We start from the raw sequence: 24,805 nt of genomic DNA, 5'->3' as shown, positions 1-24,805 counted from the left end.
ACCTGAGATGCCACGGTTTATGCCCGATGGCGAACAGGCGTTTCACCGTGCGCTAAGCATCAAAGCGCAGGCGTATCTGAAAGCGCGCGGCGACCACCGCTATGCCGACGGACTCAGTCTGGTGAAAGCCTTCGCTCTGGCGTTGTGGTGCGTGGCGGGCTACATCATTTGCCTGACGCAGCACAGCGGCTGGGGGTTCTTCGGCGGATATCTGCTGTTTGTGCTGATGGGTATGCTGCTGAACGTCAACGTCAATCACGATGCTTCGCACAACGTCTTTTTACGCAGCACCCGCGCCAATCGCATAATCAGCCGTCTGGTCACGCTGCCGCTGGGTGTTGATCCTGATTACTGGCGGATCCGCCACGTAGAGTTCCATCACCGCTACGCCAACGTCGAGCATTACGATCTGGATACACAAGAAAATGGCATCTTCCGCCAGAGCCCGTACCAGCAATATCGCCCGCACATGCGCTTTCAGCATCTTTACTGGCCACTGATCGCCGCGCTATCCCTGCCTTATATCGCCTGGATTTTTGACTGGTCAGACAGACTGGGCAAAACGCCTTTAAAGCTGACTGATGCGCTGCCCGGCAGACGCGGCTGGGTGATTTTCGCCGGGTTTAAACTTCTGCATTTGTTACTGGTACTGGTCGTTCCACTGTTCGTCGCCCATGCTCATGGCATCAGCGCAGGCGTGGTGATTGCCAGCTATCTGATAAGCCAGATGATCGCCTCCACCTTCGTGGTGTTTCTGCTGCTGGGGACACACTGGGCGCAGGCGGAGTTTTATGAAGCGCCCGCCGCCGGCAAAATGCCGCAGGGCTGGTACAAGCATAATTTCGCCACCGCCTGCGACTGGCGCCCGTCGCCGCTGTGGCTGGAGAAATGGTTCGGGATGCTCAACCTGCATCTGACGCACCATTTGTTTCCGGGCTGGCACCACCGGCATTATCCGGCACTGGCGAAGATAGTTGCCGGTCTGGCCGCCGAACATGGACTGAATTATCGCTGTATCAGCTATCGCCAGCTGCTGCGCGAACAGCAGGATTTTCTGCGCAAAATGGGCAACGGTGACGATCTGCGAACAGCGCAAGGCGCCGGCCCGTGGAGCCAGAAATGACCGCCCCGACCTATCAGCAACGCGACGATCTGGCGCTGCATCGCGACCTGACCAAAGCCGCGAATCAGTATCTGGCGCAGCGTCAGGATCACCGTTTTGCCGATGGCCGGATGATCGCTAAATTGCTGTGTCTGCTCACTCTGTGCGGGCTGTTTTACACCACGGCACTGCTCAGCGGCGACACCGTTATTTTTGCCTGCGGTTACCTGGCGTTTATTTTTACCGCCATGCTGCTGGCTATCAATGCCGTTCACGATGCCTCGCATAATGCGTTTTTCCGCAAGGCATGGGCTAACCGTGCGCTGAACTTTGTGATCTGCATTCCGCTCGGGCTGGACGCCGACTGCTGGCGGGTACGCCATGTGGAATGTCATCACGCGCACCTGAATGTGCAGGGTTACGATCTGGATATCGAGGAAAACGGCGTGCTGCGCCAGACGCCTTTCCAGCGAATAAAAAGCTTTATGCAGGCGCAACAGTATTACTGGCCGTTTGTCGCGGCGCTGACGTTTCCGTGCATCATCTGGTTTTTTGACTGGATTGATCGCGCAGGAAAAACCCGCGTGCAGCCAAAAATGCGCCATCAGGGCGTTCGCGGCTGGGGGCTGTTTCTGACGGCCAAAACGCTGCATCTGCTGCTGGCACTGGCAATCCCCTACTGGATTTTGCACCAGCAAGGCATCGGCGTCGCCACGCTGCTGTGGTGTTATTTAGCCGGGCAGATGCTTTCTTCGCTGATTTTTGTGGTGCTGATTTTAGGCTCGCACTGGGCGATGGGGACGTTTTATGAAGTCCCGGAGGACGGGCATTTCCAACACGGGCGTTATCGCCACGTTTTCGCGACCACCATCGACTGGGTGCCTTCTTTGCGCTGGTTATCCTACTGGATGGGCGAACTCAACCGCCACCTGACCCACCACATTTTCCCCCACTGGAACCACCGGCATTATCCGGCGCTTTCGGTCATCATCGCCCAGGTGACGCAGCGCCACGGCGTGACCTATCACTGCGTTTCACTGAAAGAGATTTTGATTGCCCAGCAGCGATTCCTGCGGGCAATGGGGAAAGGAGAGACGGCGACGGGATTGATGGATAAACCTACTGATAATTCACAATCACCTGATTGCTGAGAATGCGTAACGGCGGGTTCATCGCCCCTCTGCCGGGCACAAAATAAATCAGACGCATCGGCGAACTGGCCGCCTGACCGTAAAAGGAACGGGTCTGCCCGCTGTCTGCGTCGAGCGCCACGCAACGGTTCATGGTGTTACACAATTTCACCTGAAGCCCTGCCGGACGTGGCCCCGTCAGTTCATATTTCCAGCTGACAGTGGTGATGGTCGCCGAGGCGCGCTGCCGTACGGGGGAACCCTCTCCCGCCACCAGCGCCGCCGATGAGGCCATCACGCCACGGTTTTGCAGCGTGACGCCGCGCTGGGTATCCGACCACGAGCCGGACGCCGCCAGCACCTGTCCGCTGGCGCACAACAGCCACAGCCACAGCGCAGCCTTCTTCATCTTCTTATTCCCCACCGATGGTCGCGGTCATGCGGATCTGGCGGCTGTCGCTCATTTCCAGATTCGACATTACGACAATCTGCGGCAGCGAACGGCGCAGGAAACGTGACAACAGCGGACGCAGCGCGTGGTTCACCAGCAGAACCGGCGGCGCACCCAGCATATCCTGACGCTGTAATGCCGCTTCGGACTGGGTCAGCAGACGATCAGCCAGCCCCGGCTCGAGCCCGCCGCCGCTTTGCAATGCCTGCAACAGCAGGCGCTCCAGCGCGGTATCCAGCCCGATGACCTGCACTTCGCCGGTGCCGGGGAACCATTGCTGAGTGATGGCACGGCCCAGGGCCACGCGCACGACCGAGGTCAGTTCATTGGGATCCGGCTGGGTCGGTGCGTATTCCGCCAGCGTTTCAATAATGGTGCGCATGTCGCGGATCGAGACGCGCTCGGACAGCAGGTTTTGCAGCACTTTGTGCATGTTGGTCAGCGAAATCACGCCCGGAATAAAGTCTTCGGTCAGTTTCGGCATTTCTTTGCTGACGCGATCCATCAGCTCCTGCGTTTCCTGACGCCCAAACAGCTCGCGGGCGTGGAGGCTGATCAGGTGATTGAGGTGTGTTGCGACCACGGTACTGGCTTCCACCACCGTGAAACCCTGAATCTGCGCCTGTTCACGCATCGCCGGTTCAATCCACACGGCGGCCAGACCAAAGGCTGGATCGACCGTCGGCTCACCCGGCAGTTCGCCAATCGCGCTGCCCGGATTGATCGCCATCCAGCGGCCCGGATGCGCGGTGCCGGTGCCAATTTCGACGCCTTTCATCAGAATACGGTAGCCCGCGGGCGGCAGTTCGAGGTTATCGCGGATATGAATAACCGGCGGCAGATAACCCATTTCCTGCGCGAATTTCTTACGGATACTGCGGATACGCCCCAGCAGCTCGCCGTTTTGCGCGAAATCCACCATCGGGATCAGCCGGTAACCCACTTCCATCCCCAGCGGATCTTCCAGCTGAACGTCCTGCCAGCTCGCTTCCACCAGTTGCTTGTTTTCACCTTCGACAGGCGCGGCGGCTTTCACCACCGGTTCTTTTTGTTCCTGACCACGGATCCACCAGGCCAGCGCCAGCAGCCCGGTAGTGAACAGCAGGAAGACCAGATTCGGCATTCCCGGCACCATGCCGAGCAATCCGAGCACGCCGGCGCTGAGCATCATGACGCGCGGATTGCGGAACAGCTGGGTGACCATCTGCTCGCCGACGTCCTGATTGGTGCCGACGCGGGTCACAATCACACCCGCTGCGGTGGAGATCACCAGCGCGGGGATCTGCGCGACCAGACCGTCACCAATGGTCAGCAAGGTGTAGCTTTCCGCCGCGTGGCCGAAATCCATGTCATGTTGCAGAACGCCAACCAGCAGGCCACCGACGACGTTAATGATCATGATCATCAGACCGGCCACGGCGTCACCGCGCACGAACTTACTCGCACCGTCCATCGAACCGTAGAAGTCGGCTTCCTGCGTCACGTCACTGCGGCGCTGTTTAGCTTCATCCTCGCCAATCAGACCGGCGTTAAGATCGGCATCGATCGCCATCTGTTTACCGGGCATCCCGTCGAGCACGAAACGCGCGCCCACTTCGGCAATACGCCCCGCACCTTTGGTGATGACCATAAAGTTAATCAAGACGAGGATGATAAAGACCACAATACCGATGGCGAAATTACCGCCGACCAGAAAGTGGCCGAAGGCTTCAATCACCCGTCCTGCCGCCGCGCCGCCGGTGTGACCTTCCAGTAAGATCACACGGGTCGAGGCCACGTTGAGCGACAGGCGCAACAACGTGGAGAACAGCAGAATGGTCGGGAACGCGGCAAAATCCAGGGTCCGCTGGGTGAACATCGCCACCAGCAGCACCATGATGGACAGCGCAATATTAAAGGTAAACAGTAAGTCGAGCAGGAACGGCGGCAGCGGCAGCACCATCATCGACAGGATCATCAGGATCAGGATAGGGCCAGCCAGCACCTGCCATTGTCCGGACTTAAAGTTGGCGGGTAAACGCAGCATCGCGGCCAGATTAGCCATGTGTATCAGTCTCTCCTGCAAAATCCAATGCTTCAGGCACCGGTAAATGTTGAGGTTTTTTAGGGATCAGTCCGCCTTCACGCTTCCAGCGTTTCAGCTGATAAACCCAGGCCAGAACTTCGGCGACCGCCGCATACAGCGCGGCCGGGATTTGCTGACCAATGTCGCTGTGCCGGTACAGCGCACGCGCCAGAGGCGGCGCTTCCAGCATCGGAATTTTGTGTTCGGCACCCAGTTCTTTAATACGCAGCGCCACGTTGCCGGCACCTTTCGCCAGCACCTTCGGCGCGCTCATTTTGTCTTCACTGTATTGCAGTGCCACGGCGTAGTGCGTCGGGTTGGTGACGATGACGTCCGCCTTCGGCACATCGGCCATCATGCGGCGTCGGGCCATTGCACGTTGCTGCTGGCGGATACGCCCTTTGACGTGCGGGTCACCTTCCTGACTTTTATGTTCATCGCGGATGTCCTGCTTGCTCATGCGCAGTTTTTTCAGATTGCTCCAGATTTGCCAGAACACGTCGAACGCAACCATCGGCGTTAACCCGAAGACGACGAGCAGTCCGCAAAAAACCACCATGTGCAGCGCTTCGGCAAGCGCCGGAATGGTCGGCTGGGCGATAAGCCGCAGCATCTCCGGCCATTTGTGCCACAGGTACATTCCTGCCACGCTGCCGACCAGCGACGCTTTTAATATCGCCTTCAGCAACTCCGCCAGCACCTGACCGGAAAACAGCCGCTTGAACCCGGCAATCGGATCCATGCGGCTGGCCTTAAATTCGAAAGATTTCGCGCTGAACATCAGCCCGCCCAGCAGCAGAGGCGCGGCGAGTGCGATCAAAATCAGCCCGCCGATCACCGGTATTAACGCCATTACCGCACGCCCGAGCAGCGACGCCATTTGCTGCAACATCTGCCGGTCGTTGCCGATAACGTTGTGATCGAAATTCAGCCCCTGCGCAATCATCACGCCGAGCTGACGCGACATGGATTCACCCGACATCCACAGCAACGTCAGGCCGCCGCCGAGCATCAGCATCGATGTCAGCTCGCGCGAGCGCGGGATCTGACCTTCTTCACGGGCTTTTTCTAACCGGTGCGCCGTGGGGGCTTCACTTTTTTCGAGATCGCTTTCTTCAGCCACCGGCGGTTCCTGTCAGGGTTTACCCGGCTGCAAAAAGCATCGGGCACAATTTCACGCATAGCATGACAAAAGCGGCGAAGTCCTATTGATTGAAAAACGATATAAAGAGGCGGCTATTCAGTAGATGAATGTCGGAATTGAAATTGCGGATAGGGAATTACGCTCCATCAGGAAAGAGAGCGACAAAAGGGTCGGGGCGTTCTCGTCGCAGGCAGTTTGGACTCGGACAGCGCACAGGAACCGGAGCGTACACGTAGTACGTGACGGTTCCGAGCACTGCCCGGGTTCAAAATGGCAAGTAAGATAGCCCTTTAGAATCCCAGACTATCCAGTAGGTCATCGACCTGTTCCTGCGAGGCGACTACGCCGACACCGTTGGTGTCGAGCTGCGGGCCGTTGAGCAGGCTGTCGTTTTCACGTTTCGCTCTGGCCTGTTGTTCAGGAATGTTTTCCATCAGTACCATCAGCAGCTGATTTTCAATTTCCTGCACCACGGTCATCATGCGTTTGATCACCTGACCGGTCAGATCCTGGAAGTCCTGCGCCATCATGATTTCCATCAACTGTGCGTTGGTGAAACCGGTATGCTCAGGCACTTCTTTCAGGTAGCCGCGGGTATCGGAGACCAGTTCACGCGCGTCAGACAATTCGATCGGATTCTCAAACCATTCATCCCAGCGCTTATCGAGCTTTTTCGCGCCGGATTCCAGTTTGTTCTGCACAGGCTGGGCCGCTTCCACGCAGTTCAGCGCACGCTCGGCCGCCTGTGCGGTCATGGTGACGACGTAATCGAGACGATCGCGTGCATCAGGAATCGCTTCAGCCGCCTGAGCAATGGCCTGATCCAGGCCAAGTTCACGCATACTGTCACGTAACATACGAGTCAGTTGCCCAATGCGGGCGATGATATCGCCCGCGGTTGCTGCATCATTTGCAGGCATTGGTATCTCTGCCATAAGTACTCCTACATGCCCAGTTTTTCGAAGATTTTGCCCAGCTTTTCTTCCAGCGTGGCGGCGGTAAATGGCTTCACGACGTAACCACTGGCACCGGCCTGCGCTGCGGCCACGATGTTTTCTTTTTTCGCTTCAGCGGTGACCATCAGTACCGGCAGTTTTGCCAGTGCGGCATCAGCGCGGATCGTTTTGAGTAAATCCAGACCGTCCATGTTTGGCATGTTCCAGTCGGATACCACGAAGTCAAAACCCCCGCCGCGCAGTTTGTTCAGCGCATCTACGCCATCTTCTGCTTCTTCCACGTTCTGGAAGCCCAGCTCTTTCAAAAGGTTGCGAACAATACGACGCATGGTAGAGAAATCGTCTACTACCAGGAATCTCAGATTTGGATCGGCCATGTTTTATCTACTCCTAAGGTTTGCTACCCAGCGCAAGGCTGAAAAATTAAATACGTAATGCCTGACCGGCTGATATTTGTGCCAGCATTCGCTGACTGATTTGGCTGAGATCCACCACTTCATTGACGCCACCGGTGGCGATAGCCTCACGAGGCATACCGAAAACCACACAACTGGCTTCATTTTGTGCCAGGGTATACGCCCCTGCGCGATGCATCTCCAGCATGCCGGCGGCGCCGTCATTGCCCATTCCTGTCAGGATCACCCCGACAGCATTGCGTCCGGCGAACTGCGCCACCGAACGAAATAACACGTCAACCGACGGACGATGGCGGTTCACCGCCGGACCGTCGTTCAACTTAACCTGATAGTTAGCCCCGCTGCGCGTCAACTCCATATGCCTGTCGCCCGGCGCGATGTACGCATGACCCGGTAAAACGCGCTCGCCGTCTTCGGCCTCTTTCACCGTTATCTGACACAGCTTGTTCAGACGTTCGGCAAACGAGCGCGTGAACCCCGGCGGCATATGCTGGGTGATCATCAGTGCCGGACAGGTCGGCGGCAGCGGCTGCAACACGTGGCGGATCGCCTCGGTGCCGCCGGTGGAAGAGCCGATGGCGATCAGCTTTTCACTGCTGAGCAGCGGCGTATGGCTGAGCATGCGCGGCTGGTCGAGATTGACGCTTTTGTTCAGACGCGCTTTCGACGCGGTGCGGATCTTGTCGGCAATCATTTCGCTGTACGCCAGCATCCCTTCACGGATGCCCAGCTGAGGTTTGGTCACGAAATCAATCGCACCCAGCTCCAGTGCACGCAGCGTGATTTCCGAGCCTTTGCCGGTCAGCGATGACACCATCACTACCGGCATCGGGCGCAGCCGCATCAGTTTTTCCAGAAAATCCAGCCCGTCCATGCGCGGCATTTCGACATCCAGCGTCAGCACGTCCGGGTTAAATTTCTTGATAAGATCCCGCGCGACCAGCGGATCCGGCGCGGTGGCCACCATTTCCATATCGGGATGGCTGTTAATGATTTCAGTCATCAGCTGACGCATTAACGCCGAGTCATCGACGCTCAATACTCTGATTTTATTCATTACCTCTCCTTGGCGAGGCCATAGACGGTCTGGCCGCGCAAATAAAATTCCCGGCTGATCTGGCTGAAGTTTTCGGAGTGTCCGGCGAACATCAGGCCACCCGGTTTAAGTAACGGAACAAATCGGCGTAAGATTTTCTCCTGTGTTTCTTTATCGAAATAAATCATCACATTGCGGCAGAAAATTGCATCGAATGGCCCGTTCAGCTGCCATTGGTTCGCCAGTAAATTCAGCTGCTGGAACGCCACCATCTGCGTCAGTTCCGGACGGGCGCGCACCAGACCACTGTGCGGGCCGGTCCCCTTGAGGAAGAACTTCTGCAACTGCTGCGGACTGAGCGTGCGTAATTCTTCCTGGCGATAGACGCCCGCCGTGGCTTTTTCCAGCACCTGCGTATCAATGTCGCTGGCCTGAATGCGGCAGTTGGCCATACGCGGCCCCAGCGCTTCGCTCAGGGTCATGGCGATAGAGTACGGCTCTTCGCCCGTTGAGGCGGCAGTGCTCCAGACGCTGTAGTTATTCGGTCGCGAACGCGCATGTTCCGCAAGGATCGGGAAGTGGTGCGCCTCACGGAAAAAGGCCGTCAGGTTGGTGGTCAGCGCATTAATAAACGCCTGCCACTCTGCGCTGCTGGTGTCACTTTCCAGCATGGCCAGATAACTGCCGAAATCGTTCAGCCCGAGGATCCGCAACCGCCGGACGAGGCGGTTGTAGACCATTTCCCGTTTGTGATCCGCCAGCACGATACCTGCGCGCTGGTATATAAGTTCGCTTATCCGACGGAAATGGATATCTGACAGCGGTAACCGCTGGATCATCTGTGCCATGATCGAGGTGTTATCAGCACTCATTGGTGAGCCTGGTTGATTCATGGTGCAGCTCCAGTAACGAACGGGTGATACTTCTAAATTCTTGTTGACGCGTCATTGCATACCGGGCTGTCAGAAGGTTTCCCAGTTATCCGCCGCTCCCGCACGGGCGGTCGCAGGAAGTAACGTGGGTTGCGTCACCTGACGCGGCGTAAAGCCGGAGACCTGTCCGTTGCGCGGTTGCAGCACACCTTCTGACGTCGCTAAGCGGAATACGGATACCGCGCGGGTCAGATTTTCAGATTCGACTTCCAGCGCATGGGTGGCAGAGGCCGCCTGCTGAACCAGCGTGGCGTTCTGCTGGGTCACCTGATCCATCTGCGTAACGGCAATCGACACCTGCTCAATACCGCGACTCTGCTCGTCCGACGCTGAGGCGATTTCGCCCATGATGTCGGTGACGCGGGTGACGGCGCGCACGATGTCATCCATCGTATTACCGGCGGATTCCACCAGTGCGGAACCCTGACTGACGCGGCTGACGGACTCGTCGATCAGCCCTTTAATCTCTTTGGCGGCCTGCGCACTGCGCTGTGCCAGACTTCGCACCTCACCGGCGACCACGGCGAACCCGCGACCTTGTTCCCCCGCACGGGCGGCTTCCACGGCGGCGTTCAGCGCCAGAATGTTGGTCTGGAACGCAATGCCGTCGATGACGCTGGTGATGGCACTGATTTTCTTCGAACTGCCGGCGATGTCATTCACGGTTTTCACCACGTTGCCGGTCAGTTCGCCGCCCTTCTCAGCCGTGTTTGATGCATCGCGCGCCAGCTGTGTGGCCTGACGGGCGTTTTCGGCGTTCTGTTTTACGGTCGCCGTCAGTTGCTCCATGCTGGCAGCGGTCTCTTCCAGTGCGGAAGCCTGCTGTTCAGTACGCGCAGAGAGATCTGTGTTACCGGCAGCGATACCTTTCAGGCCAGAGAACATGGTGTCTGCGCCATGACGCACGGTGCGCACGGTGTTTGCCAGCGACTGCTGCATCTGATGCAGGCTGTCGAGCATGACTTTAATTTCGTAGCGGCCTTCAACAGCGATCGGTGCCGAGATATCGCCCGCGCCGATGCGGTCAAAATGCCCGCGCATGACGGTCAGCGGCGTAAACAGGATCCGCCGGGTGATGATCAACGCCAGCGCGGTCAACAGCACCAGCAGAACAATAATCACCGACGTATTCACCATCACGTTCTGATAAGACTCGACCGTTTGCTGCTGCGCCTGCTGGAAACGTCCGCCGACATACTCGGTGTAACTGCCGACGTCTTTCTGGAACTGATCCTGATATTTCTGTGCCGGGCCGTTAAGGAAGCCCTGCATGTCGCCCGCTGACAGCATGTCGTTAAGCGATTGCAACATGTCGTGCAGCTGCTGATAGCTGGCTTTGTTCACCGCCGTCAGTTCCGCCGCTTTCTCCGTTCTGCGTGGTAACGCTAAAAATGCCGCATACGCGTCTTCGGCTTTTTTCAGGCTGGCTTTGGCATCGGCCATCAGCTGTGTGATGTTGTCCTGTGGCTGTTTCAGTGCCAGACGCGTTGCCGCGCGGTTCAGGGTATTACGGGTTTGTAGCAGATATGACCAGCTCTGGCTCAGCGCATCGCGTTGCTGAGTCGTATTTGAAATCTGTTCGAAGTTTGTTTTATCCGTGTGGGCGGCGTACAGCGATAAACCGCTGTTAACCAGTTGCATCACAAAAAACACTAACAACAGTAAAAACATGCAGGTGGACACACGGATGTGCTTAAACATGGGTAGCCTCTTTATGTGCCGGCCCTGACCGGCACAGTATTTCTTATAATTATTGCGATGTACGTGGCTTAAAAAGTTTCCCAGTTTTCAGTCAGATTGCTTTCAGAAGCGCCACCTGTACCGGCTTTAGAACCTGACAGGTTTGGCGTCAATAAAGGCAGTCTTGACGAAGACGAAGTTACCGGGCGCACGCTGTTTGTTACGGACTGACTCAGGGTAAACACCGCCACGGATTGCGTCAGCAGGCTCGCCTGCTCTTCCAGCGCCGCCGAGGCGGACGCGGATTCTTCAACCAGTGAGGCATTCTGCTGCGTCACCCGATCCATTTCGGTAATCGCCTGCGCGACCTGCTCAATCCCCCGGCTTTGTTCATCCGATGCCGAGGTGATTTCGCCCATGATGTCGGTGACGCGGGTGACCGCATTCACCATGTCATTCATGGTTTCACCGGCACTTTCTGCCAGTACCGAACCGGTATTAATGCGGCTGACGGAATCATCAATCAGACCTTTAATTTCTTTTGCTGCCTGTGCGCTGCGCTGCGCCAGGCTGCGGACTTCACCGGCCACGACCGCAAATCCGCGACCTTGTTCACCGGCACGCGCAGCTTCAACCGCGGCGTTCAGTGCCAGAATATTGGTCTGGAAGGCGATGCCGTCGATCACACCGGTAATGTCGGTGATTTTCTTCGAGCTGCTGGCAATGTCGTTCATGGTTTCGACGACGTTCGCCACCACTTTGCCGCCTTTCAGTGCCGTTTCCGATGCGCTCAGTGCCAGCTGGCTGGCCTGACGGGCGTTTTCGGCGTTCTGTTTCACGGTTGCGGTCAGCTGCTCCATGCTGGCGGCAGTTTCTTCCAGCGCCGAGGCCTGTTCTTCTGTACGGGAAGAGAGATCGCTGTTACCGGCAGAGATTTCGCTCGCGCCGCTGTAAATCGCGTCTGCGCCGTGGCGCACGCCAGATACCGTACGGATCAGTTCTTCCTGCATGTACTTGAGACTATCGGCAAGCTGGCCGATTTCATTACGGCTTTTCACCACTATTTCGTGCGTCAGGTCACCGGTCGCGATTTTACGGATGGTAACGACGATATTTTTCAGCGGATGAATCAAAATGCGCTGCACACCGACCCACGCCAGAATGATGATAATCGCCAATACAATCAGTACGGTGCCCAGCATCCACAACGCGTGGCTGAAGGAGTTCTCGCTGACTTTCACGGCGTTGTCATACAGATGGTCGTTTTGATCGATATAGGACACGAACGCTTTTTCGAAGTTATCCTGATACTGCTGCGTCGGCTGTTCGAAGAAATCGTTGATGCGCCCGAGACCAATCAGCTCAATCAGTTCCGCCAGGGCATCATGCAGCACCAGGTAATTTTTTTTCGCTTCCGCCGCTAACGCCGGATTCTGGCTGGCATCCACCGGGATTTTTTGATAATTGGCAAAATGCTGATCGGCGATTTTCAGATCTTTGGTCGCCGTGTCGACCAGCTCTTTAACCGTCGCGCCGCTGCCCATCTGGTTGGCGTCGAGCATAAAACGAATGCCTGCGCGGTTAAGCGTGTTGCGGGTTTGCAGCAAATAGATCCAGCTGGCGTTAAATTCCGCCTGCTGTAAACGGATCTGTTGCGACGTGGTGAAATTGTCTTTGTCCGTCTTCAGGGATTTGAAGAACAGGCCACCGGATACCAACTGTAAAGCACCGAAGACCACCAGTAAGATCACGATGCCCGTGACCACTTTCATACGGTTAAACATGTTGTTCCTTTTTAAATGAGAATTATCTGGAAGGGTTATCGGCAGGATTGAGGGGAACTTTATGTGATGGGGATCGAAAATTTGGGGGGGCGTGGTTGAGGATTAACGTCGAAACTCTGGGTGTTGACCTGCACGAAGGTCAAAACCGTGGGCGTCGGCCCACACCGACTTGGGGGGCGGCCTGTCGCCGCCACCCCCCAAGACCCCCCGGGCTCTTAAACTGCGCGCTGTCGCTGGAACGACGGACCTGTTCTGGTGCTCCAGCGTGTGGCGCAAAATCCTGCCGCTACGCGGTGCCTTCACTCGGTCCTGAAGCCTCTGGTCTTCAGGCCGCTCCGTTCAGCAGGATTTTTGAGCGCGCCATGGGGGGTTTTAGGGCGAAAGAATCGGGGGATGGAGGGATGGGGATTTACCGGTACGGCAGTGAAATCGGATTGAATAGAAGGGGGTGAACCCTTCTATCTTTCATTTAGATTATCGACTTAGCTGTATTTCGTTTTGCTATACCGGCTCGGCCAGATAGTTTCTGCTTTTACGCCAATCGATTCGGCAATGAGTCTTTCGCCTTTCGGCCATTTGCGCGTTAAGGCATTCGACAGTGTTGAGGAGCTGAGCCCTGCGTGGCGTGAAACGGCGGCGAGGGTTGTGCCTTTCTTTTTAATCGCAGCAATGATATCCGCCTGATGCCAGTCCTGTTTCATACTGCCTCCTCGCAATTCGTATACAGCGCACTGCGCAGCATCTCGAAACGCTCCCACAAAATAAACGCGAGGATCTCTTTTATCTTTTTGTCGTGCAGCGTCATCAATGCGTAATTCAGCGCCATGCACTGATCGCACAGCTCAGAAGGTTCGAGTTCGGTGTAATCGAACAGGCCATCGTCAGCGGGTATCTCGAATTGTTTGCGATGTTCTGGAACCGGCTGCATCAGCGCCACTTCGAGGTTTTCAAGCTGATGCTGCATCATCAGCGAAAGCGTTTTTTGCGCCCCACTGTTCTGCGGATTGATCATCGCATTCGCGATTAAACGGCAGCTGTCGGTGATTGACCATGAATCTTGGGTATCTGAAGTTTGGGTAATATCCATTTACGTTGAACCTAAGTTAGATTGCGTAATACGTTACCTCCTTAAGTTCCTACACCCAGGCGGTAACTCAGACGGGGGTAGGAATATCGGTTACCCTCCCGACCAGCCCGAGGGCTGCCCCGCCTGAGTTACCAAACAATATACTGAATTTATGCTGGTAATACAGTGCAATGGCACTCACATTTATAAATGCCACCAGGGGTTCAGGTTCCTACACCCGGCTGCGGATTTTGCCGCAGCGAGAACACTTTAGCCAAATACCCACACAGATGAAATGGGCAAATAACGAGAATGGGATATTGCTTCCAGAGAGTTTTTTTTCGTTTGCAGTCAGTTGCATTAGGCACGATTGACTGGTGTTGGGAAGGGCTGCCTGGGCGGCAGTGAACAGTGAAGGACACTAAGTCAGCATTTGAGAAGTTTTCTAAGCTGCCTGTACGGCAGTGAACTGTTAGAGATTGAGGGTACTACTCTGAACGAAAAGAGATTATCTCTGTTTGATGGGAAAAACCCTCTTTTTTTCTGGTTAATTACACCTTTAAAAATCAGTCAGTTAGATTTGGAGATAAAAAAAGGGTTTTGACAGCGGAGTGGTCTGCTATACCCCTTCGCAGGGGAAGGAGCAAACCAAAGCCCGAGTTTGAACTTTGATTTTACGAGGAAGGCACAAAACGAGGGTTTTATTCGATCGAGACTGGCGCGATCAAAAAATCCTGCTGAACGGAGCGGCCTGAAGACCTGAGGCTTCAGGACCGAGAGAAGGGACCGCGCAGCGGCAGGGTTTTGCGCCACACGCTGCGGTGACAGAACATGTCCGTCGTGCCTGCGACAGCGCGCAGTGAAAAGAGCGTGGAGTCCAGAGGCCCGCGCGATAGCGGGTCTCTGGTCGGTGTGGGCCGACGCCCACGACCTTGACCTTAACGCTAAAACTGAAGCTAAAGCAGCCCCCTTACCCCTTACTCACCGTATCAATCAACGCCATTTCTTCACTGCTCAGCAACTTCTCAATATCCACTAAAATCAACATTCTGTCCCCAAGTGACCCTAAACCGGTCAGGTACTCAGTCGACATCGTCACCGCGAATTCCGGCGCAGGACGGATCTGATCTTGTGTCAGCGACAGCACATCAGATACGCCGTCAACCACAATCCCGACCACGCGGTTTTCGAAGTTGAGGACGATAACGACGGTATTTTCATTGTAAATCACGTTTTCCTGCGCAAATTTCACACGCAGGTCGAGAATTGGCACGATCACGCCGCGCAGGTTGGTGACGCCTTTAATGAATGCGGGCGTGTTCGCAATGCGGGTTACCTGATCGTAACCACGGATTTCCTGCACTTTCAGGATATCGATACCGTATTCTTCATCGCCCAGGGTAAAGATCAGGAATTCCTGTCCTACCGTTTCGCCCGCAATTTTTGCCACAGTTGCAAGTCCTGCCATGTTATTCACCCTTAAATCAGCCTGAGTTTTTACGCCCGGTGGCCGTCACCTGACGGGCCAGCCACCGGAGGTTTTGCATGCTTTTATTGTTAATCACATCACGCGGCAGATGCGCCCGTCGCACGTTTGTCACGGTTCAGCGCCTGCAATGCCGACACGTCCACAATCAGCGCCACGCTGCCGTCACCCAAAATGGTGGCGGCGGAAATACCCGGCACTTTGCGATAGTTGCTTTCCAGATTCTTTACCACCACCTGATGCTGACCAATCAGCTGATCGACCAGTAAGGCGTACCGACGCCCTGCACTTTGCAGGATCACCACGATGCCCTGCGTGGCTTCGGTCTTCGCGGCTTCAACGTCAAACACGTTGTATAGCTCGACCAGCGGCAGATATTCGCCACGCACTTGCAGAACGCGTTCGCCACCGGCCAGCGGGTGTAAATCTTCTGCCAGCGGTTGCAACGATTCCATCACCGCATTCAATGGCAGAATGAAGACTTCTTTGCCGACTTTGACTGACATGCCATCGAGGATAGCCAGCGTCAGGGGCAGCAGGATACGGATCGTCGTGCCTTTGCCCTGCTGGGAATGGATTTCGACGTGACCGCCCATTTCCTGGATGTTTCGTTTCACCACGTCCATGCCCACGCCACGGCCAGACACGTCGGTGACTTTCTCCGCCGTCGAGAAACCCGGCGCGAAAATCAGCATACCGACGTCTTCGTCGCTCATGCTTTCACTGACGTTCATGCCCTGCGACAGCGCTTTCGCGATGATACGTTCGCGGTTCAGCCCCGCGCCGTCATCCACCACTTCGATGCAGATATTGCCGCCCTGATGCTCCGCTGACAGCGTCAGGTTGCCGGTCGGCGGTTTGCCGTTGGCAATACGCACGTCCGGAGTTTCAACGCCGTGATCGAGACTGTTACGCACCAGGTGCGTCAGGGGATCGATAATGCGTTCAATCAGGCTCTTATCCAGTTCGGTGGAACTGCCAAGCAAGGTAAGTTCGATTTGCTTATTCAGCTTGCTCGCCAGATCACGCACCAGACGCGGGAAGCGGCTGAAAACGTATTCCATCGGCATCATACGAATCGACATCACTGATTCCTGCAGGTCACGGGCGTTACGCTCCAGCTGGCCCATACTGTTGAGCAGGTCGCTGTGCGCCACCGGATCCAGCAGATCGGAACGCTGTGCCAGCATCGACTGAGTGATCACCAGCTCGCCGACCAGGTTGATCAGCTGATCGACCTTTTCAACCGCAACACGGATGCTGGTGGATTCCGGCGCTTTTGGCGCACGGGGTTTCGGCGGTTCGCTGTCAGGCACGGCGGTCAGTACCGGCGCAGGACGCGGTGCGGCCGGTGCAACAGGTGCTGCGACAGCGGCAGGTGCGGCGGCAACGGGCTCAGCGGCAGCCGGAGCCGTCGCCTGCGTGAAGCTGATTTGTTCCGGTTCGAGCACGAAACACAATACCGCGATAATGTCGTCTTCGGTGACTGTAGTCACCAGCGTGGCTTCCACACTGTCTTCAGTTTGCACCGGATCTACGATGTCACCCAGATTGCCCAGCTCTTCGAGCATCACCGGTACTTCCTGCGGCTTAAGGCCGGACAGGCGCACGCGCATGCCGCCTTTGCCTGCGACAGGTGTCGCAGGGGCAGCCATTTGTGCAGGTTCATCGGTGACAACGTGAAGATCGGCAGCCGGTTCACGCGCTTGCTGCACGTCGAGCGCCAGTTGTCTCAGGGCAGCGCAGATGTATTCGAAACTGTCTGCATCGGGATCCCGCGAAGATTTATAGGCGTCCAGTTGCTCCTGCATAATATCTTTCGTTTCCAAAAACAGGTTGATAATGTCGGTGCTCAGGCTCATCTCTGCGCGTCGCGCACCGTCGAGCAGGTTTTCCAGTAAATGGGTGGTTTCCTGCAGAACCGTAAAGCCAAAGGTCGCTGCGCCACCTTTAATTGAGTGCGCCGCGCGGAAAATCGCGTTGAGCTGCTCAACGTCGGGCGCATCGGGATCAAGTAACAACAGATGTTGCTCCATGTCCGCCAGCAACTCGTCGGCTTCATCAAAAAACGTCTGATAAAAATCAGTTATATCCATGCTCACGTGATCACCTCTGCTGTGAATCGCGGCTTGTTGATGTGGTCGCAGGTGCCGTGCCTGCCGCGACAGCCGGAGCTGCCGTCGCGGGTTGAGCGTCGGCCGATGGTGTGGCTGGCGCCTGCGTCTCAATCCTGGTGGTGGTTAATGTGGTTACCGCTGTTGCTGATTCTGATGAAACTGCTGGCGCTGAAGGTTCGGGGGCAGCAGCGGCAGGTGCCGGACTCATCGCCGGTGCCACGGATGGCGCTGACTGAGCTTGCGGAACCTCACTTTGTGTTGCCGGAACTTTCGGAGCCAGCGCAGGCGCGGTACTGCGGCCTGGAACTTGTCTTTGCAGCTCGCCCGCGTCACTGATCGTGATCGCTTCGCCCTCGCTGTTTTCCCGTTCAATAGCTTCCTCAGCGTGTTTGTTGAGGACCAAAATACTGATACGACGATTTATCGCGTCGCCTGCCGGATGATTTTTGAGTTGCATGGTCGATCCCATGCCCATCACCCGCAGCACTTTTCCTTCGCTCAGCCCGCCGATAATCATTTCCCGACGTGACGCATTGGCGCGGTCGGTCGATAATTCCCAGTTGCTGTAGCCGCGTTCGCCCTGTGCATAAGGCATGTCATCGGTATGACCGGCCAGACTAATTTTGTTCGGAAAATCATCCAAAACCGGGCCAATCGCGCGCAGAATATCTCGCATGTACGGCTCAACGATGGCGCTGCCCAGCTGGAACATCGGGCGGTTCTTGCTGTCGATGATCTGAATGCGTAACCCCTGTTCGGTCAGGTTAATCATCAGATGCGGACGCAGTCCTTTTAAGCGCGGATCCGAGGCCAGCATCTCTTCCAGTTTTTCCTGCAACTTCTTCAGATCGCCTGTTTCACGAATTTCACGGGCATCGCCCTGCGACTGGATCATCTTATGCACTTCGCCGTCCTGCACGGTCGGGTCTTCCCCGCCGCCCGGGATCGGGCTGGTCGCATCGCTGCTGCGCGGGCCGCCGGTAATGGCCACCGCCAGCGGCGTACGGAAGTATTCGGCAATCTGCACCAATTCTTTAGGGCTGGAGATCGAAATCAGCCACATCACCAGAAAGAAGGCCATCATCGCCGTCATAAAGTCAGCGTAAGCAATCTTCCATGAACCGCCGTGATGCCCGCCGCCGTGTTTACTCTTTTTCTTACGTACAACAACGATGGGATGGCTTTGATGCTTCATACGTTTTCTTCTTCAGCTTGTTTCTGTGGTGATTTAACCTGACGAACGTGCTCCTCCAGTTCGATAAAGGAAGGGCGTTCTGTGGTGTAGAGCGTCTTGCGGCCAAACTCGACGGCGATTTGTGGCGCATACCCGTTGAGACTCGACAGCAAGGTCACTTTGATGCACTGCATCATTTTAGTGTTTTCAGCGCTCTTCTGGCGTAACAGGCTGGCCAGAGGAGACACGAATCCGTACGCCAGCAAGATGCCGAGGAAGGTCCCGACCATCGCATGCGCGATCAGTGCGCCAAGCTCTGCTGCCGGACGGTCTGCTGCGGCCAGGGTGTGGACGATCCCCATTACAGCCGCGACGATACCAAACGCCGGAAGTGAATCACCCACCAGCGCCAGGCTGTTAGCCGGCACTTCGCTTTCGTGCTCGTGGGCTTCAATCTCTTCATCCATCAGCGCTTCAATCTCAAACGCATTCATGTTGCCGCTGACCATCAGACGTAAGTAGTCAGTCAGATATTCCACTAAATGTTTATCGGCAAGGATGCGCGGATAATTAGCGAAAATGTCACTTTCAGCAGGATTGTCGATGTCATTTTCCAGCGACAGCATCCCCTGTTGGCGGGACTTGGCTAATAAGCGATAGAGCAAGGCCATTAAATCCATGTACAACGCTTTGTTGTATTTGGAGGCGCGGAACAGCTGCGGCATCGCGCGCATGGTGGATTTAATCGCTTTACCGTTGTTACCGACGAAGAAAGCACCGATACCGGCACCGCCGATGATCAGTAATTCTGCTGGTTGGTATAACGCGCCCAGTTCCCCGCCGACGAGCATGAAACCGCCAAACACTGAGCCCAGCACCACGATGTAACCTATTATCACTAGCACGATGAATCCTTAATTCGATGTGGTTTTAGGGCGAGGAAAAGCGCATCGCCGTGAGCCTGCCGAAATCTATGCAACACCAAACAATTGCATAAACGGTGCCAGACAAAGGCAAAGAGATGAGGGGGAAAAATAGGGAGCGGTGTTACCACCGCCCGGGCATTCTTACTGCGACCCTGACATCTCAGACTGCGCGCTTGACCTTTTCGTCCAGCTCTTGAGATGTTATATCGGCAACCTGCGGGGAAAGTTTACGTTTTTTTACTGCGCGGGATGGGGGTTGGCAAAGACTGCAAACAAACCCGTGGCGGGGCTGGTGTGCATGGGTAATAAATGAACCGTCGCAACAGTTGCAGGCGGAAAGCTGCAACATGCCGCTGTCGACAAAACGCACCAGCGTCCAGGCACGGGTCAGCGCTAAAATCGGGGCTTCACCCGGCTGTTCAGGGCACTGTTCGAGGTACAAACGGTAGGCACTGATCACTGCTTCGACGCCATTACAATGCCCGCTCTTCATCAGGAAAGAGTAAGCGTTGTAAAACATTGAGGAGTGAATGTTTTGCTCCCAGGTCATGAACCAGTCCGTCGAGAACGGCAACATGCCCTTAGGTGGCGGGCTGCCACGTAATTCTTTATAAAGTTTTATCAGACGGCCACGGCTTAACTGCGTTTCGCTTTCCAGCATCTGCAATCTCGCGCCGAGTGAAATCAGCTCCATGGCGAGCTGAATATCACGTGCTTCCTGAACAATGCTTTTTTCCGCCGGTTTAACTGGCGTGTCTTTGATTAGCATGTTGCGCCCTTAATAGACATGACTACGCCCTTTTCTTCATGGCGCCGCTGTCTCTCGCCGCCAGACCTTTAAGCAGGTGGCTCGACAACAGGATACCGGTGTGGATTTGTTGCAAATCGTCGACGCGGGATTCCTGAGTCAGGCGTTCAATGGTCTTGCTGTCATCAAAGCGAAACTGGCAAAGAAGCTGATTCGTTTCAGCTAATTTCACCATCTGTGGCAACGTGAGTTGACCTAAAGCATCTGCCATCACGTCATCTATCCCTAAACGGAACATTGCGGAGGCTTTTTCGTCGTTAATCAAACGCTGTGCCAAAAGTAAATATGACAGGTTGATATCATATATGTGCTTAAGCAATTCGGACATGCTGTTCTACCCCATTACCGATGCCACATTTTTAATGTGGCTGATTGATAGACATATTCCATGCAGCAAGAGTTTTACCCGGCTTGTCAGGGAGTATTTTTTCACTATCAAAACAATTAGATCATTGGCTGATTAATAAATCTCACGACGTAAAAATGGATTTATCCCGCGGTATTTACTTCACCGCCAATACAAGGTTGTTCCTGATGTAAACTAAATTAAGTGTGACAATTGCAATGCTAAGTAATCTTCAAACATATCAGTTTTGGTGTACTGGCAGGGTCCGTTGCTGTGATGGAGTGTCGTTCAGTGAAACGCTTTTACATACATTATTAGGAATAATCTTACTACGACGCAACTCTACCCCTCTTTCCTTTATACATACAATCTAACTGATCACGAATTTTGAATAAAGTGTGACACACATCACATAATTGAAATTTATTTTATCCTAAAAAGCGCACTTTATCGTAAAAATTTGCGCAGTTTTAACGCAAAAGTAAAAAAGCATCTAAAAACCCGCCTCCAGACTGCTTTTTTGAGGGGTTTTGAGATCATTTTGTACAAAGACCGCCTAAAGCCAAATGATAAGAATAATCCTAACTTAAGCATAGACAGCACAGTGAAATGTGCTGGTAATTTCTGATAGCGCGATCATTGTGCTAAATGTACACAACCCAGTCAGTATGCGGGGTGTGGAGGATTTGCGTTAAGGAATTTTGGTTAAAAATGATGCGAAAGGTTTTGAAAACGTGAACAACTACACGATTTGAAAAGTAAAAAGACAATGAGTGTAAGAAAATGTGTTGGGGTACGGGGAGTCATCCGGTGAGCAGACCAGATTGATAAGCAGATGTGATGTTACGCGGGCAATATGCCGTCCTCCGGTATCGGCAAACTTCACAATAACTTTAGTGATCAGACTTAAAAAAGTGGTTTATACCGGATAATCACAAATAAAAAGATGGCGATTAGGATTTTTATTACCTATACAGCGGTCTTATCCCCTTTTTATCAGTAAAAAACGCGTAAAGAACATTTCTGACAACCCCATCAACGCAATGAGTTAATCAACCAGCGAAATAAAGGGTTATTGAGGTAGGTTTTTTAAATAAAGAAAGTGATGTTAACTCTGATGAGACGATTATGGAGGAGGAAGACTTTCATTCAAAAGCTGTCAGTTCATTACTCAATGAGCATTCTGACTGGATTAACCTGCCGCTAATTCCGGCAGGTCATAACTTAATATTATTACTCGCAGAGTAATGGTTGTGACATCGCTTAGAAAGGCATCGTCCGCGGATCGGGGTATTGATATTCAAAACCCAGCTCTTTGCAGATGCGCTCGCCGTCTACCGTTTTGCCTTTCGATGCTGAAGCTTCTTCAGCAAACGTCGGCGCTTCCAGGCCCATCTGACGTGCCAGAGCCGGATAGAATTCGGACTTAGCCGGATGATGCGGTGCGCAGAGGTTATATGTGTGGCCGCCTTTCGGCAGACTCAGCAATAAGGTGATCGCCGCGATCACATCATCCTGATGCACCAGGTTTACGCCGTTTTGTCCGCCCTTCACGTCCGTCTTACCGGCCATGAAACGTCCCGGATGACGATCGCCCCCCACCAGCCCGGCCAGACGCAAGACATCTACCGAGGTGTGCGGCAGGCTGTGTAACCAGTTTTCCAACTCTTTAAGCACTTTGCCGCTGGAGGTGACAGGCTCGAGCGCTGACCCTTCACGCACTATGCCTTCTCTTTCACCATAGACCGACGTCGAGCTGGTAAAGATGATGCGCGGAACGTTATGCGCCAGCGCGCTGTCGGTCAGCAGCTGTACCGCCTGAAAATAGAGTTCGCTGCCTTCGACAGTTCTGCGTGCCGGTAAAGTAATAATCAGAGCATCGACGTTTAGCAGCTTATCCAGATCTTCTGCTTCGCATTCCATATGAGGGGTAAACACTAACGGATAGCAGTCGATGCCAACCATTCTGGCAGCGTCCACGCCATCGGGGGTAGTCTTGCTGCCCACCACGTCGTAGCCTCTTGCCGCCAGCGCCATCGCCAGAGGCATTCCCAGCCAGCCTAACCCAATAATCGAAACCTTCTTCATATCTCACTCCCTTTGCTCTGTGACCGATGGTCGCCAGGCGCCATCTGCCGATCTCTTAAACGCTACTCTTTATACTAGCCCTTCCGTCCTTATAGATGCGTAAGCTTTTCTCCGGGACTGTTAACAGATCATTCATTTTATCGATGAAAGAGCCCCTGCCGATAAGAAAAACTCATCATCGGAAAAAAAGGTTGCGCTGAAGCCGCCCGATAGTTTAGTTTTATTGGCAACCGAATTTGATTTGTGTGGCGAATGTTTTCAATGAAAGCATTGCGGCATTGAATGAACTTAACGAGATACGATAATGACAAACGTTCTGATTAACCACCATCATCACCATCACCCTGACTAGTCTTGCAGGCGATTGGTGCTGGAAGACTGTCTAGATCTTCCAGTGGAGCAGAACGCAGAGAAAGCCCCCGGAAGATTGCTTCCGGGGGCTTTTTTTTTGTCCCAACGAATTGAAGTAAAAGCATTTGTACAAAAAACTCTGCACACAACATTTACGATATTAAAACTGAAAATAAAGAAATTGAGGTCATCATGCTGGATAAAACACGTTTACGGATAGCAATGCAAAAATCAGGTCGCCTGAGCGACGAGTCACGCGAACTGCTGGCGCGCTGCGGGATTAAAATCAATCTGCAGGAACAACGCCTGATCGCCTTCGCAGAAAACATGCCGATCGACATTTTGCGTGTACGTGATGACGATATTCCGGGGCTGGTCATGGATGGCGTGGTCGATCTGGGTATCATCGGTGAGAACGTGCTGGAAGAAGAGTTGCTGGCCCGGCGCGCACAGGGTGAAGATCCGCGTTACTTCACCCTGCGTCGTCTGGATTTCGGCGGTTGCCGTCTGTCATTAGCCACCCCGCTCGATGCTGAATACACCGGTCCGCAAAGCCTGCAAAATTCCCGCATCGCCACGTCTTATCCTCACCTGCTCAAACAATATCTCGACAAACAGGGCGTTGATTTTAAATCCTGTCTGCTGAACGGCTCCGTTGAAGTCGCGCCGCGCGCTGGCCTTTCTGATGCGATTTGCGATCTGGTTTCCACCGGCGCAACGCTCGAAGCCAACGGCCTGCGCGAAGTAGAAGTGATTTACCGCTCGAAAGCCTGCCTGATCCAGCGCGATGGCGAGATGCCGGAAGCCAAACAGCAACTGATCGACAAAATGATGACCCGTATTCAGGGCGTGATTCAGGCGCGCGAATCCAAATACATTATGTTGCACGCGCCAAGTGAGCGTCTGGACGAAATCGTTGCCCTGCTGCCGGGCGCTGAACGTCCAACCATTTTGCCGCTGGCCGGCGATCAGCAGCGTGTGGCGATGCACATGGTCAGCAGCGAAACACTGTTCTGGGAAACCATGGAGAAACTGAAAGCGCTGGGCGCCAGCTCGATTCTGGTTCTGCCAATCGAAAAAATGATGGAGTAATGCCATGCAGCCAAACGCGTTCACTACCCCGATTGACTGGCAGCAATGCGACGAACAACAGCGTCGCAGCCTGCTGACCCGTCCGGCGATTTCGGCATCAGACCGTATTACCGAATCTGTCAGCGAGATCCTGCGTCGCGTACGCAGCGAAGGTGACAGTGCGTTGCGCGAGTTTTGCGCCCGCTTTGATAAGACTGAAGTGCAAGACCTGCGCGTGACTGCGGCACAGATCGAGGCAGCATCGGCGCGTTTAGGTGATGACGTGAAACAGGCGATGGCGCACGCCGTTCGCAACATTAATACGTTCCACCAGGCACAAAAGCTGGCGGTGGTGGATATCGAGACTCAGCCAGGCGTGCGTTGTCAGCAGCTGACCCGCCCTATTCAGTCGGTGGGTTTGTATATTCCGGGCGGTTCTGCACCGCTGGTATCAACCGTATTAATGTTAGCTACCCCGGCGCGTATCGCCGGGTGCCAAAAGGTCGTGCTGTGTTCACCGCCGCCGATTGCCGATGAAATTCTGTATGCCGCGCAACTGTGTGGCGTGGAAGAGGTGTATCAGCTGGGCGGCGCGCAGGCGATTGCCGCGCTGGCATTTGGCACCGAGAGCGTTCCGCGTGTGGCGAAAATCTTCGGCCCGGGCAATGCCTATGTG

22 protein-coding genes and 1 other annotated feature are annotated in these 24,805 nt (G+C 54.6%); of the genes, 4 read left to right on the top strand and 18 right to left on the bottom strand.

Translation table 11 applies throughout. The features are described 5' to 3' along the window. Positions 1 to 7: 7 nt before the first annotated feature. Together ACMHLI_RS05770 and ACMHLI_RS05765 are read left to right on the top strand one after the other, a co-directional pair. Entirely contained in the window at positions 8 to 1,123 is a 1,116-nt protein-coding gene (locus ACMHLI_RS05770) for a fatty acid desaturase family protein (protein WP_413528628.1), read from the top strand. After that, a complete protein-coding gene (locus ACMHLI_RS05765; RefSeq protein ID WP_413528615.1) occupies positions 1,120 to 2,253 on the top strand; it encodes a fatty acid desaturase family protein in 1,134 nt (377 codons plus the stop codon). Before ACMHLI_RS05770 ends, ACMHLI_RS05765 begins: the two co-directional genes overlap by 4 nt. Here the strand turns inward: ACMHLI_RS05765 and ACMHLI_RS05760 are convergent. The 18 genes from ACMHLI_RS05760 to ACMHLI_RS05675 form a co-directional block, all read right to left on the bottom strand. Beyond that, on the bottom strand, positions 2,222 to 2,641 hold the full coding sequence (locus ACMHLI_RS05760) for a flagellar protein FlhE (protein WP_413528614.1): 420 nt from the start codon (positions 2,639 to 2,641) through the stop codon (positions 2,222 to 2,224). The genes ACMHLI_RS05765 and ACMHLI_RS05760 overlap by 32 nt on opposite strands. Positions 2,642 to 2,645: 4 nt before the next feature. Then, positions 2,646 to 4,727 carry a flagellar biosynthesis protein FlhA gene (gene flhA / locus ACMHLI_RS05755; protein WP_413528613.1) on the bottom strand — a complete coding sequence of 694 codons (2,082 nt, stop codon included), beginning with the start codon at positions 4,725 to 4,727 and terminating at the stop codon, positions 2,646 to 2,648. Further along, the gene (gene flhB, locus ACMHLI_RS05750; protein WP_112164366.1) at positions 4,720 to 5,871 is read right to left on the bottom strand and encodes a flagellar biosynthesis protein FlhB; all 1,152 of its coding nucleotides are present in this window, start codon (positions 5,869 to 5,871) and stop codon (positions 4,720 to 4,722) included. The genes flhA and flhB overlap by 8 nt, the downstream gene beginning before the upstream one ends. A 311-nt stretch (positions 5,872 to 6,182) precedes the next feature. Continuing rightward, a complete protein-coding gene (cheZ, locus tag ACMHLI_RS05745) occupies positions 6,183 to 6,827 on the bottom strand; it encodes a protein phosphatase CheZ (RefSeq protein WP_112164367.1) in 645 nt (214 codons plus the stop codon). 8 nt (positions 6,828 to 6,835) lie between these two features. Next, positions 6,836 to 7,225 (bottom strand): chemotaxis response regulator CheY, encoded by a 390-nt coding sequence (gene cheY, locus ACMHLI_RS05740; protein ID WP_413528612.1) that lies wholly within the window; start codon positions 7,223 to 7,225, stop codon positions 6,836 to 6,838. 46 nt (positions 7,226 to 7,271) lie between these two features. After that, positions 7,272 to 8,321, bottom strand: coding sequence for a protein-glutamate methylesterase/protein-glutamine glutaminase (locus ACMHLI_RS05735; protein WP_112164368.1), 1,050 nt, complete (start codon positions 8,319 to 8,321; stop codon positions 7,272 to 7,274). Continuing rightward, positions 8,321 to 9,193 (bottom strand): protein-glutamate O-methyltransferase CheR, encoded by an 873-nt coding sequence (gene cheR / locus ACMHLI_RS05730; RefSeq protein WP_413528611.1) that lies wholly within the window; start codon positions 9,191 to 9,193, stop codon positions 8,321 to 8,323. Before cheR ends, ACMHLI_RS05735 begins: the two co-directional genes overlap by 1 nt. A 69-nt stretch (positions 9,194 to 9,262) precedes the next feature. After that, the gene (locus ACMHLI_RS05725) at positions 9,263 to 10,933 is read right to left on the bottom strand and encodes a methyl-accepting chemotaxis protein (RefSeq protein WP_413528610.1); all 1,671 of its coding nucleotides are present in this window, start codon (positions 10,931 to 10,933) and stop codon (positions 9,263 to 9,265) included. 68 nt (positions 10,934 to 11,001) lie between these two features. Continuing rightward, positions 11,002 to 12,696 (bottom strand): methyl-accepting chemotaxis protein, encoded by a 1,695-nt coding sequence (locus ACMHLI_RS05720; RefSeq protein WP_413528609.1) that lies wholly within the window; start codon positions 12,694 to 12,696, stop codon positions 11,002 to 11,004. A 482-nt stretch (positions 12,697 to 13,178) separates the two neighbouring features. Continuing rightward, positions 13,179 to 13,397, bottom strand: a complete 219-nt coding sequence (locus ACMHLI_RS05715) for a helix-turn-helix domain-containing protein (protein ID WP_413528608.1) — start codon at positions 13,395 to 13,397, stop codon at positions 13,179 to 13,181. Next, positions 13,394 to 13,783 (bottom strand): hypothetical protein, encoded by a 390-nt coding sequence (locus ACMHLI_RS05710; protein ID WP_413528607.1) that lies wholly within the window; start codon positions 13,781 to 13,783, stop codon positions 13,394 to 13,396. Before ACMHLI_RS05710 ends, ACMHLI_RS05715 begins: the two co-directional genes overlap by 4 nt. A gap of 949 nt (positions 13,784 to 14,732) precedes the next feature. Continuing rightward, entirely contained in the window at positions 14,733 to 15,230 is a 498-nt protein-coding gene (cheW, locus tag ACMHLI_RS05705) for a chemotaxis protein CheW (RefSeq protein WP_413528606.1), read from the bottom strand. A 98-nt stretch (positions 15,231 to 15,328) separates the two neighbouring features. Continuing rightward, a complete protein-coding gene (gene cheA / locus ACMHLI_RS05700) occupies positions 15,329 to 17,350 on the bottom strand; it encodes a chemotaxis protein CheA (protein WP_413528605.1) in 2,022 nt (673 codons plus the stop codon). Positions 17,351 to 17,354: 4 nt separating this feature from the next. Then, positions 17,355 to 18,560: a flagellar motor protein MotB gene (gene motB / locus ACMHLI_RS05695; RefSeq protein ID WP_413528604.1), complete on the bottom strand. Its 1,206-nt coding sequence runs from the start codon at positions 18,558 to 18,560 to the stop codon at positions 17,355 to 17,357. After that, positions 18,557 to 19,444 (bottom strand): flagellar motor stator protein MotA, encoded by an 888-nt coding sequence (gene motA / locus ACMHLI_RS05690; protein ID WP_112164376.1) that lies wholly within the window; start codon positions 19,442 to 19,444, stop codon positions 18,557 to 18,559. Before motA ends, motB begins: the two co-directional genes overlap by 4 nt. 181 nt (positions 19,445 to 19,625) lie before the next feature. Then, positions 19,626 to 20,234, bottom strand: a complete 609-nt coding sequence (gene flhC / locus ACMHLI_RS05685) for a flagellar transcriptional regulator FlhC (protein WP_112164377.1) — start codon at positions 20,232 to 20,234, stop codon at positions 19,626 to 19,628. 22 nt (positions 20,235 to 20,256) lie between these two features. Beyond that, on the bottom strand, positions 20,257 to 20,601 hold the full coding sequence (flhD, locus tag ACMHLI_RS05680) for a flagellar transcriptional regulator FlhD (RefSeq protein ID WP_056769592.1): 345 nt from the start codon (positions 20,599 to 20,601) through the stop codon (positions 20,257 to 20,259). 1,281 nt (positions 20,602 to 21,882) lie between these two features. Continuing rightward, positions 21,883 to 22,707 carry an SDR family oxidoreductase gene (locus tag ACMHLI_RS05675; RefSeq protein WP_413528603.1) on the bottom strand — a complete coding sequence of 275 codons (825 nt, stop codon included), beginning with the start codon at positions 22,705 to 22,707 and terminating at the stop codon, positions 21,883 to 21,885. A 327-nt stretch (positions 22,708 to 23,034) separates the two neighbouring features. Then, positions 23,035 to 23,156, top strand: a sequence feature (His leader region). A 94-nt stretch (positions 23,157 to 23,250) separates the two neighbouring features. On the opposite strand from ACMHLI_RS05675, the gene hisG reads away from it, so the two are divergent. Together hisG and ACMHLI_RS05665 are read left to right on the top strand one after the other, a co-directional pair. Next, a complete protein-coding gene (gene hisG / locus ACMHLI_RS05670; RefSeq protein WP_056769589.1) occupies positions 23,251 to 24,150 on the top strand; it encodes an ATP phosphoribosyltransferase in 900 nt (299 codons plus the stop codon). Between the two features lie 4 nt (positions 24,151 to 24,154). Continuing rightward, positions 24,155 to 24,805 (top strand): histidinol dehydrogenase (locus ACMHLI_RS05665; RefSeq protein ID WP_413528602.1); only part of this gene is annotated, 651 nt, incomplete at its 3' end.

This window comes from Rahnella inusitata, assembly GCF_965118895.1.
GTDB lineage: Bacteria > Pseudomonadota > Gammaproteobacteria > Enterobacterales > Enterobacteriaceae > Rahnella > Rahnella inusitata_A.
The sequence above is the reverse complement of the archived record's forward strand: the minus strand, read 5'-3'. Positions and strand labels throughout refer to the sequence as shown.

What these genes read in the sequence shown, in the direction of transcription:
- ACMHLI_RS05760 (WP_413528614.1), bottom strand. Translation starts at nt 2,641, where the DNA reads ATGAAGAAGGCTGCGCTGTGGCTGTGGCTGTTGTGCGCCAGCGGACAG.
- ACMHLI_RS05735 (WP_112164368.1), bottom strand. Translation starts at nt 8,321, where the DNA reads ATGAATAAAATCAGAGTATTGAGCGTCGATGACTCGGCGTTAATGCGT.
- flhA (WP_413528613.1), bottom strand. Translation starts at nt 4,727, where the DNA reads ATGGCTAATCTGGCCGCGATGCTGCGTTTACCCGCCAACTTTAAGTCC.
- hisG (WP_056769589.1), top strand. Translation starts at nt 23,251, where the DNA reads ATGCTGGATAAAACACGTTTACGGATAGCAATGCAAAAATCAGGTCGC.
- motB (WP_413528604.1), bottom strand. Translation starts at nt 18,560, where the DNA reads ATGAAGCATCAAAGCCATCCCATCGTTGTTGTACGTAAGAAAAAGAGT.
- cheR (WP_413528611.1), bottom strand. Translation starts at nt 9,193, where the DNA reads ATGAATCAACCAGGCTCACCAATGAGTGCTGATAACACCTCGATCATG.
- ACMHLI_RS05770 (WP_413528628.1), top strand. Translation starts at nt 8, where the DNA reads ATGCCACGGTTTATGCCCGATGGCGAACAGGCGTTTCACCGTGCGCTA.
- cheZ (WP_112164367.1), bottom strand. Translation starts at nt 6,827, where the DNA reads ATGGCAGAGATACCAATGCCTGCAAATGATGCAGCAACCGCGGGCGAT.
- cheW (WP_413528606.1), bottom strand. Translation starts at nt 15,230, where the DNA reads ATGGCAGGACTTGCAACTGTGGCAAAAATTGCGGGCGAAACGGTAGGA.
- ACMHLI_RS05765 (WP_413528615.1), top strand. Translation starts at nt 1,120, where the DNA reads ATGACCGCCCCGACCTATCAGCAACGCGACGATCTGGCGCTGCATCGC.
- cheY (WP_413528612.1), bottom strand. Translation starts at nt 7,225, where the DNA reads ATGGCCGATCCAAATCTGAGATTCCTGGTAGTAGACGATTTCTCTACC.
- ACMHLI_RS05715 (WP_413528608.1), bottom strand. Translation starts at nt 13,397, where the DNA reads ATGAAACAGGACTGGCATCAGGCGGATATCATTGCTGCGATTAAAAAG.
- ACMHLI_RS05710 (WP_413528607.1), bottom strand. Translation starts at nt 13,783, where the DNA reads ATGGATATTACCCAAACTTCAGATACCCAAGATTCATGGTCAATCACC.
- ACMHLI_RS05720 (WP_413528609.1), bottom strand. Translation starts at nt 12,696, where the DNA reads ATGTTTAACCGTATGAAAGTGGTCACGGGCATCGTGATCTTACTGGTG.
- flhD (WP_056769592.1), bottom strand. Translation starts at nt 20,601, where the DNA reads ATGTCCGAATTGCTTAAGCACATATATGATATCAACCTGTCATATTTA.
- ACMHLI_RS05725 (WP_413528610.1), bottom strand. Translation starts at nt 10,933, where the DNA reads ATGTTTAAGCACATCCGTGTGTCCACCTGCATGTTTTTACTGTTGTTA.
- ACMHLI_RS05675 (WP_413528603.1), bottom strand. Translation starts at nt 22,707, where the DNA reads ATGAAGAAGGTTTCGATTATTGGGTTAGGCTGGCTGGGAATGCCTCTG.
- flhC (WP_112164377.1), bottom strand. Translation starts at nt 20,234, where the DNA reads ATGCTAATCAAAGACACGCCAGTTAAACCGGCGGAAAAAAGCATTGTT.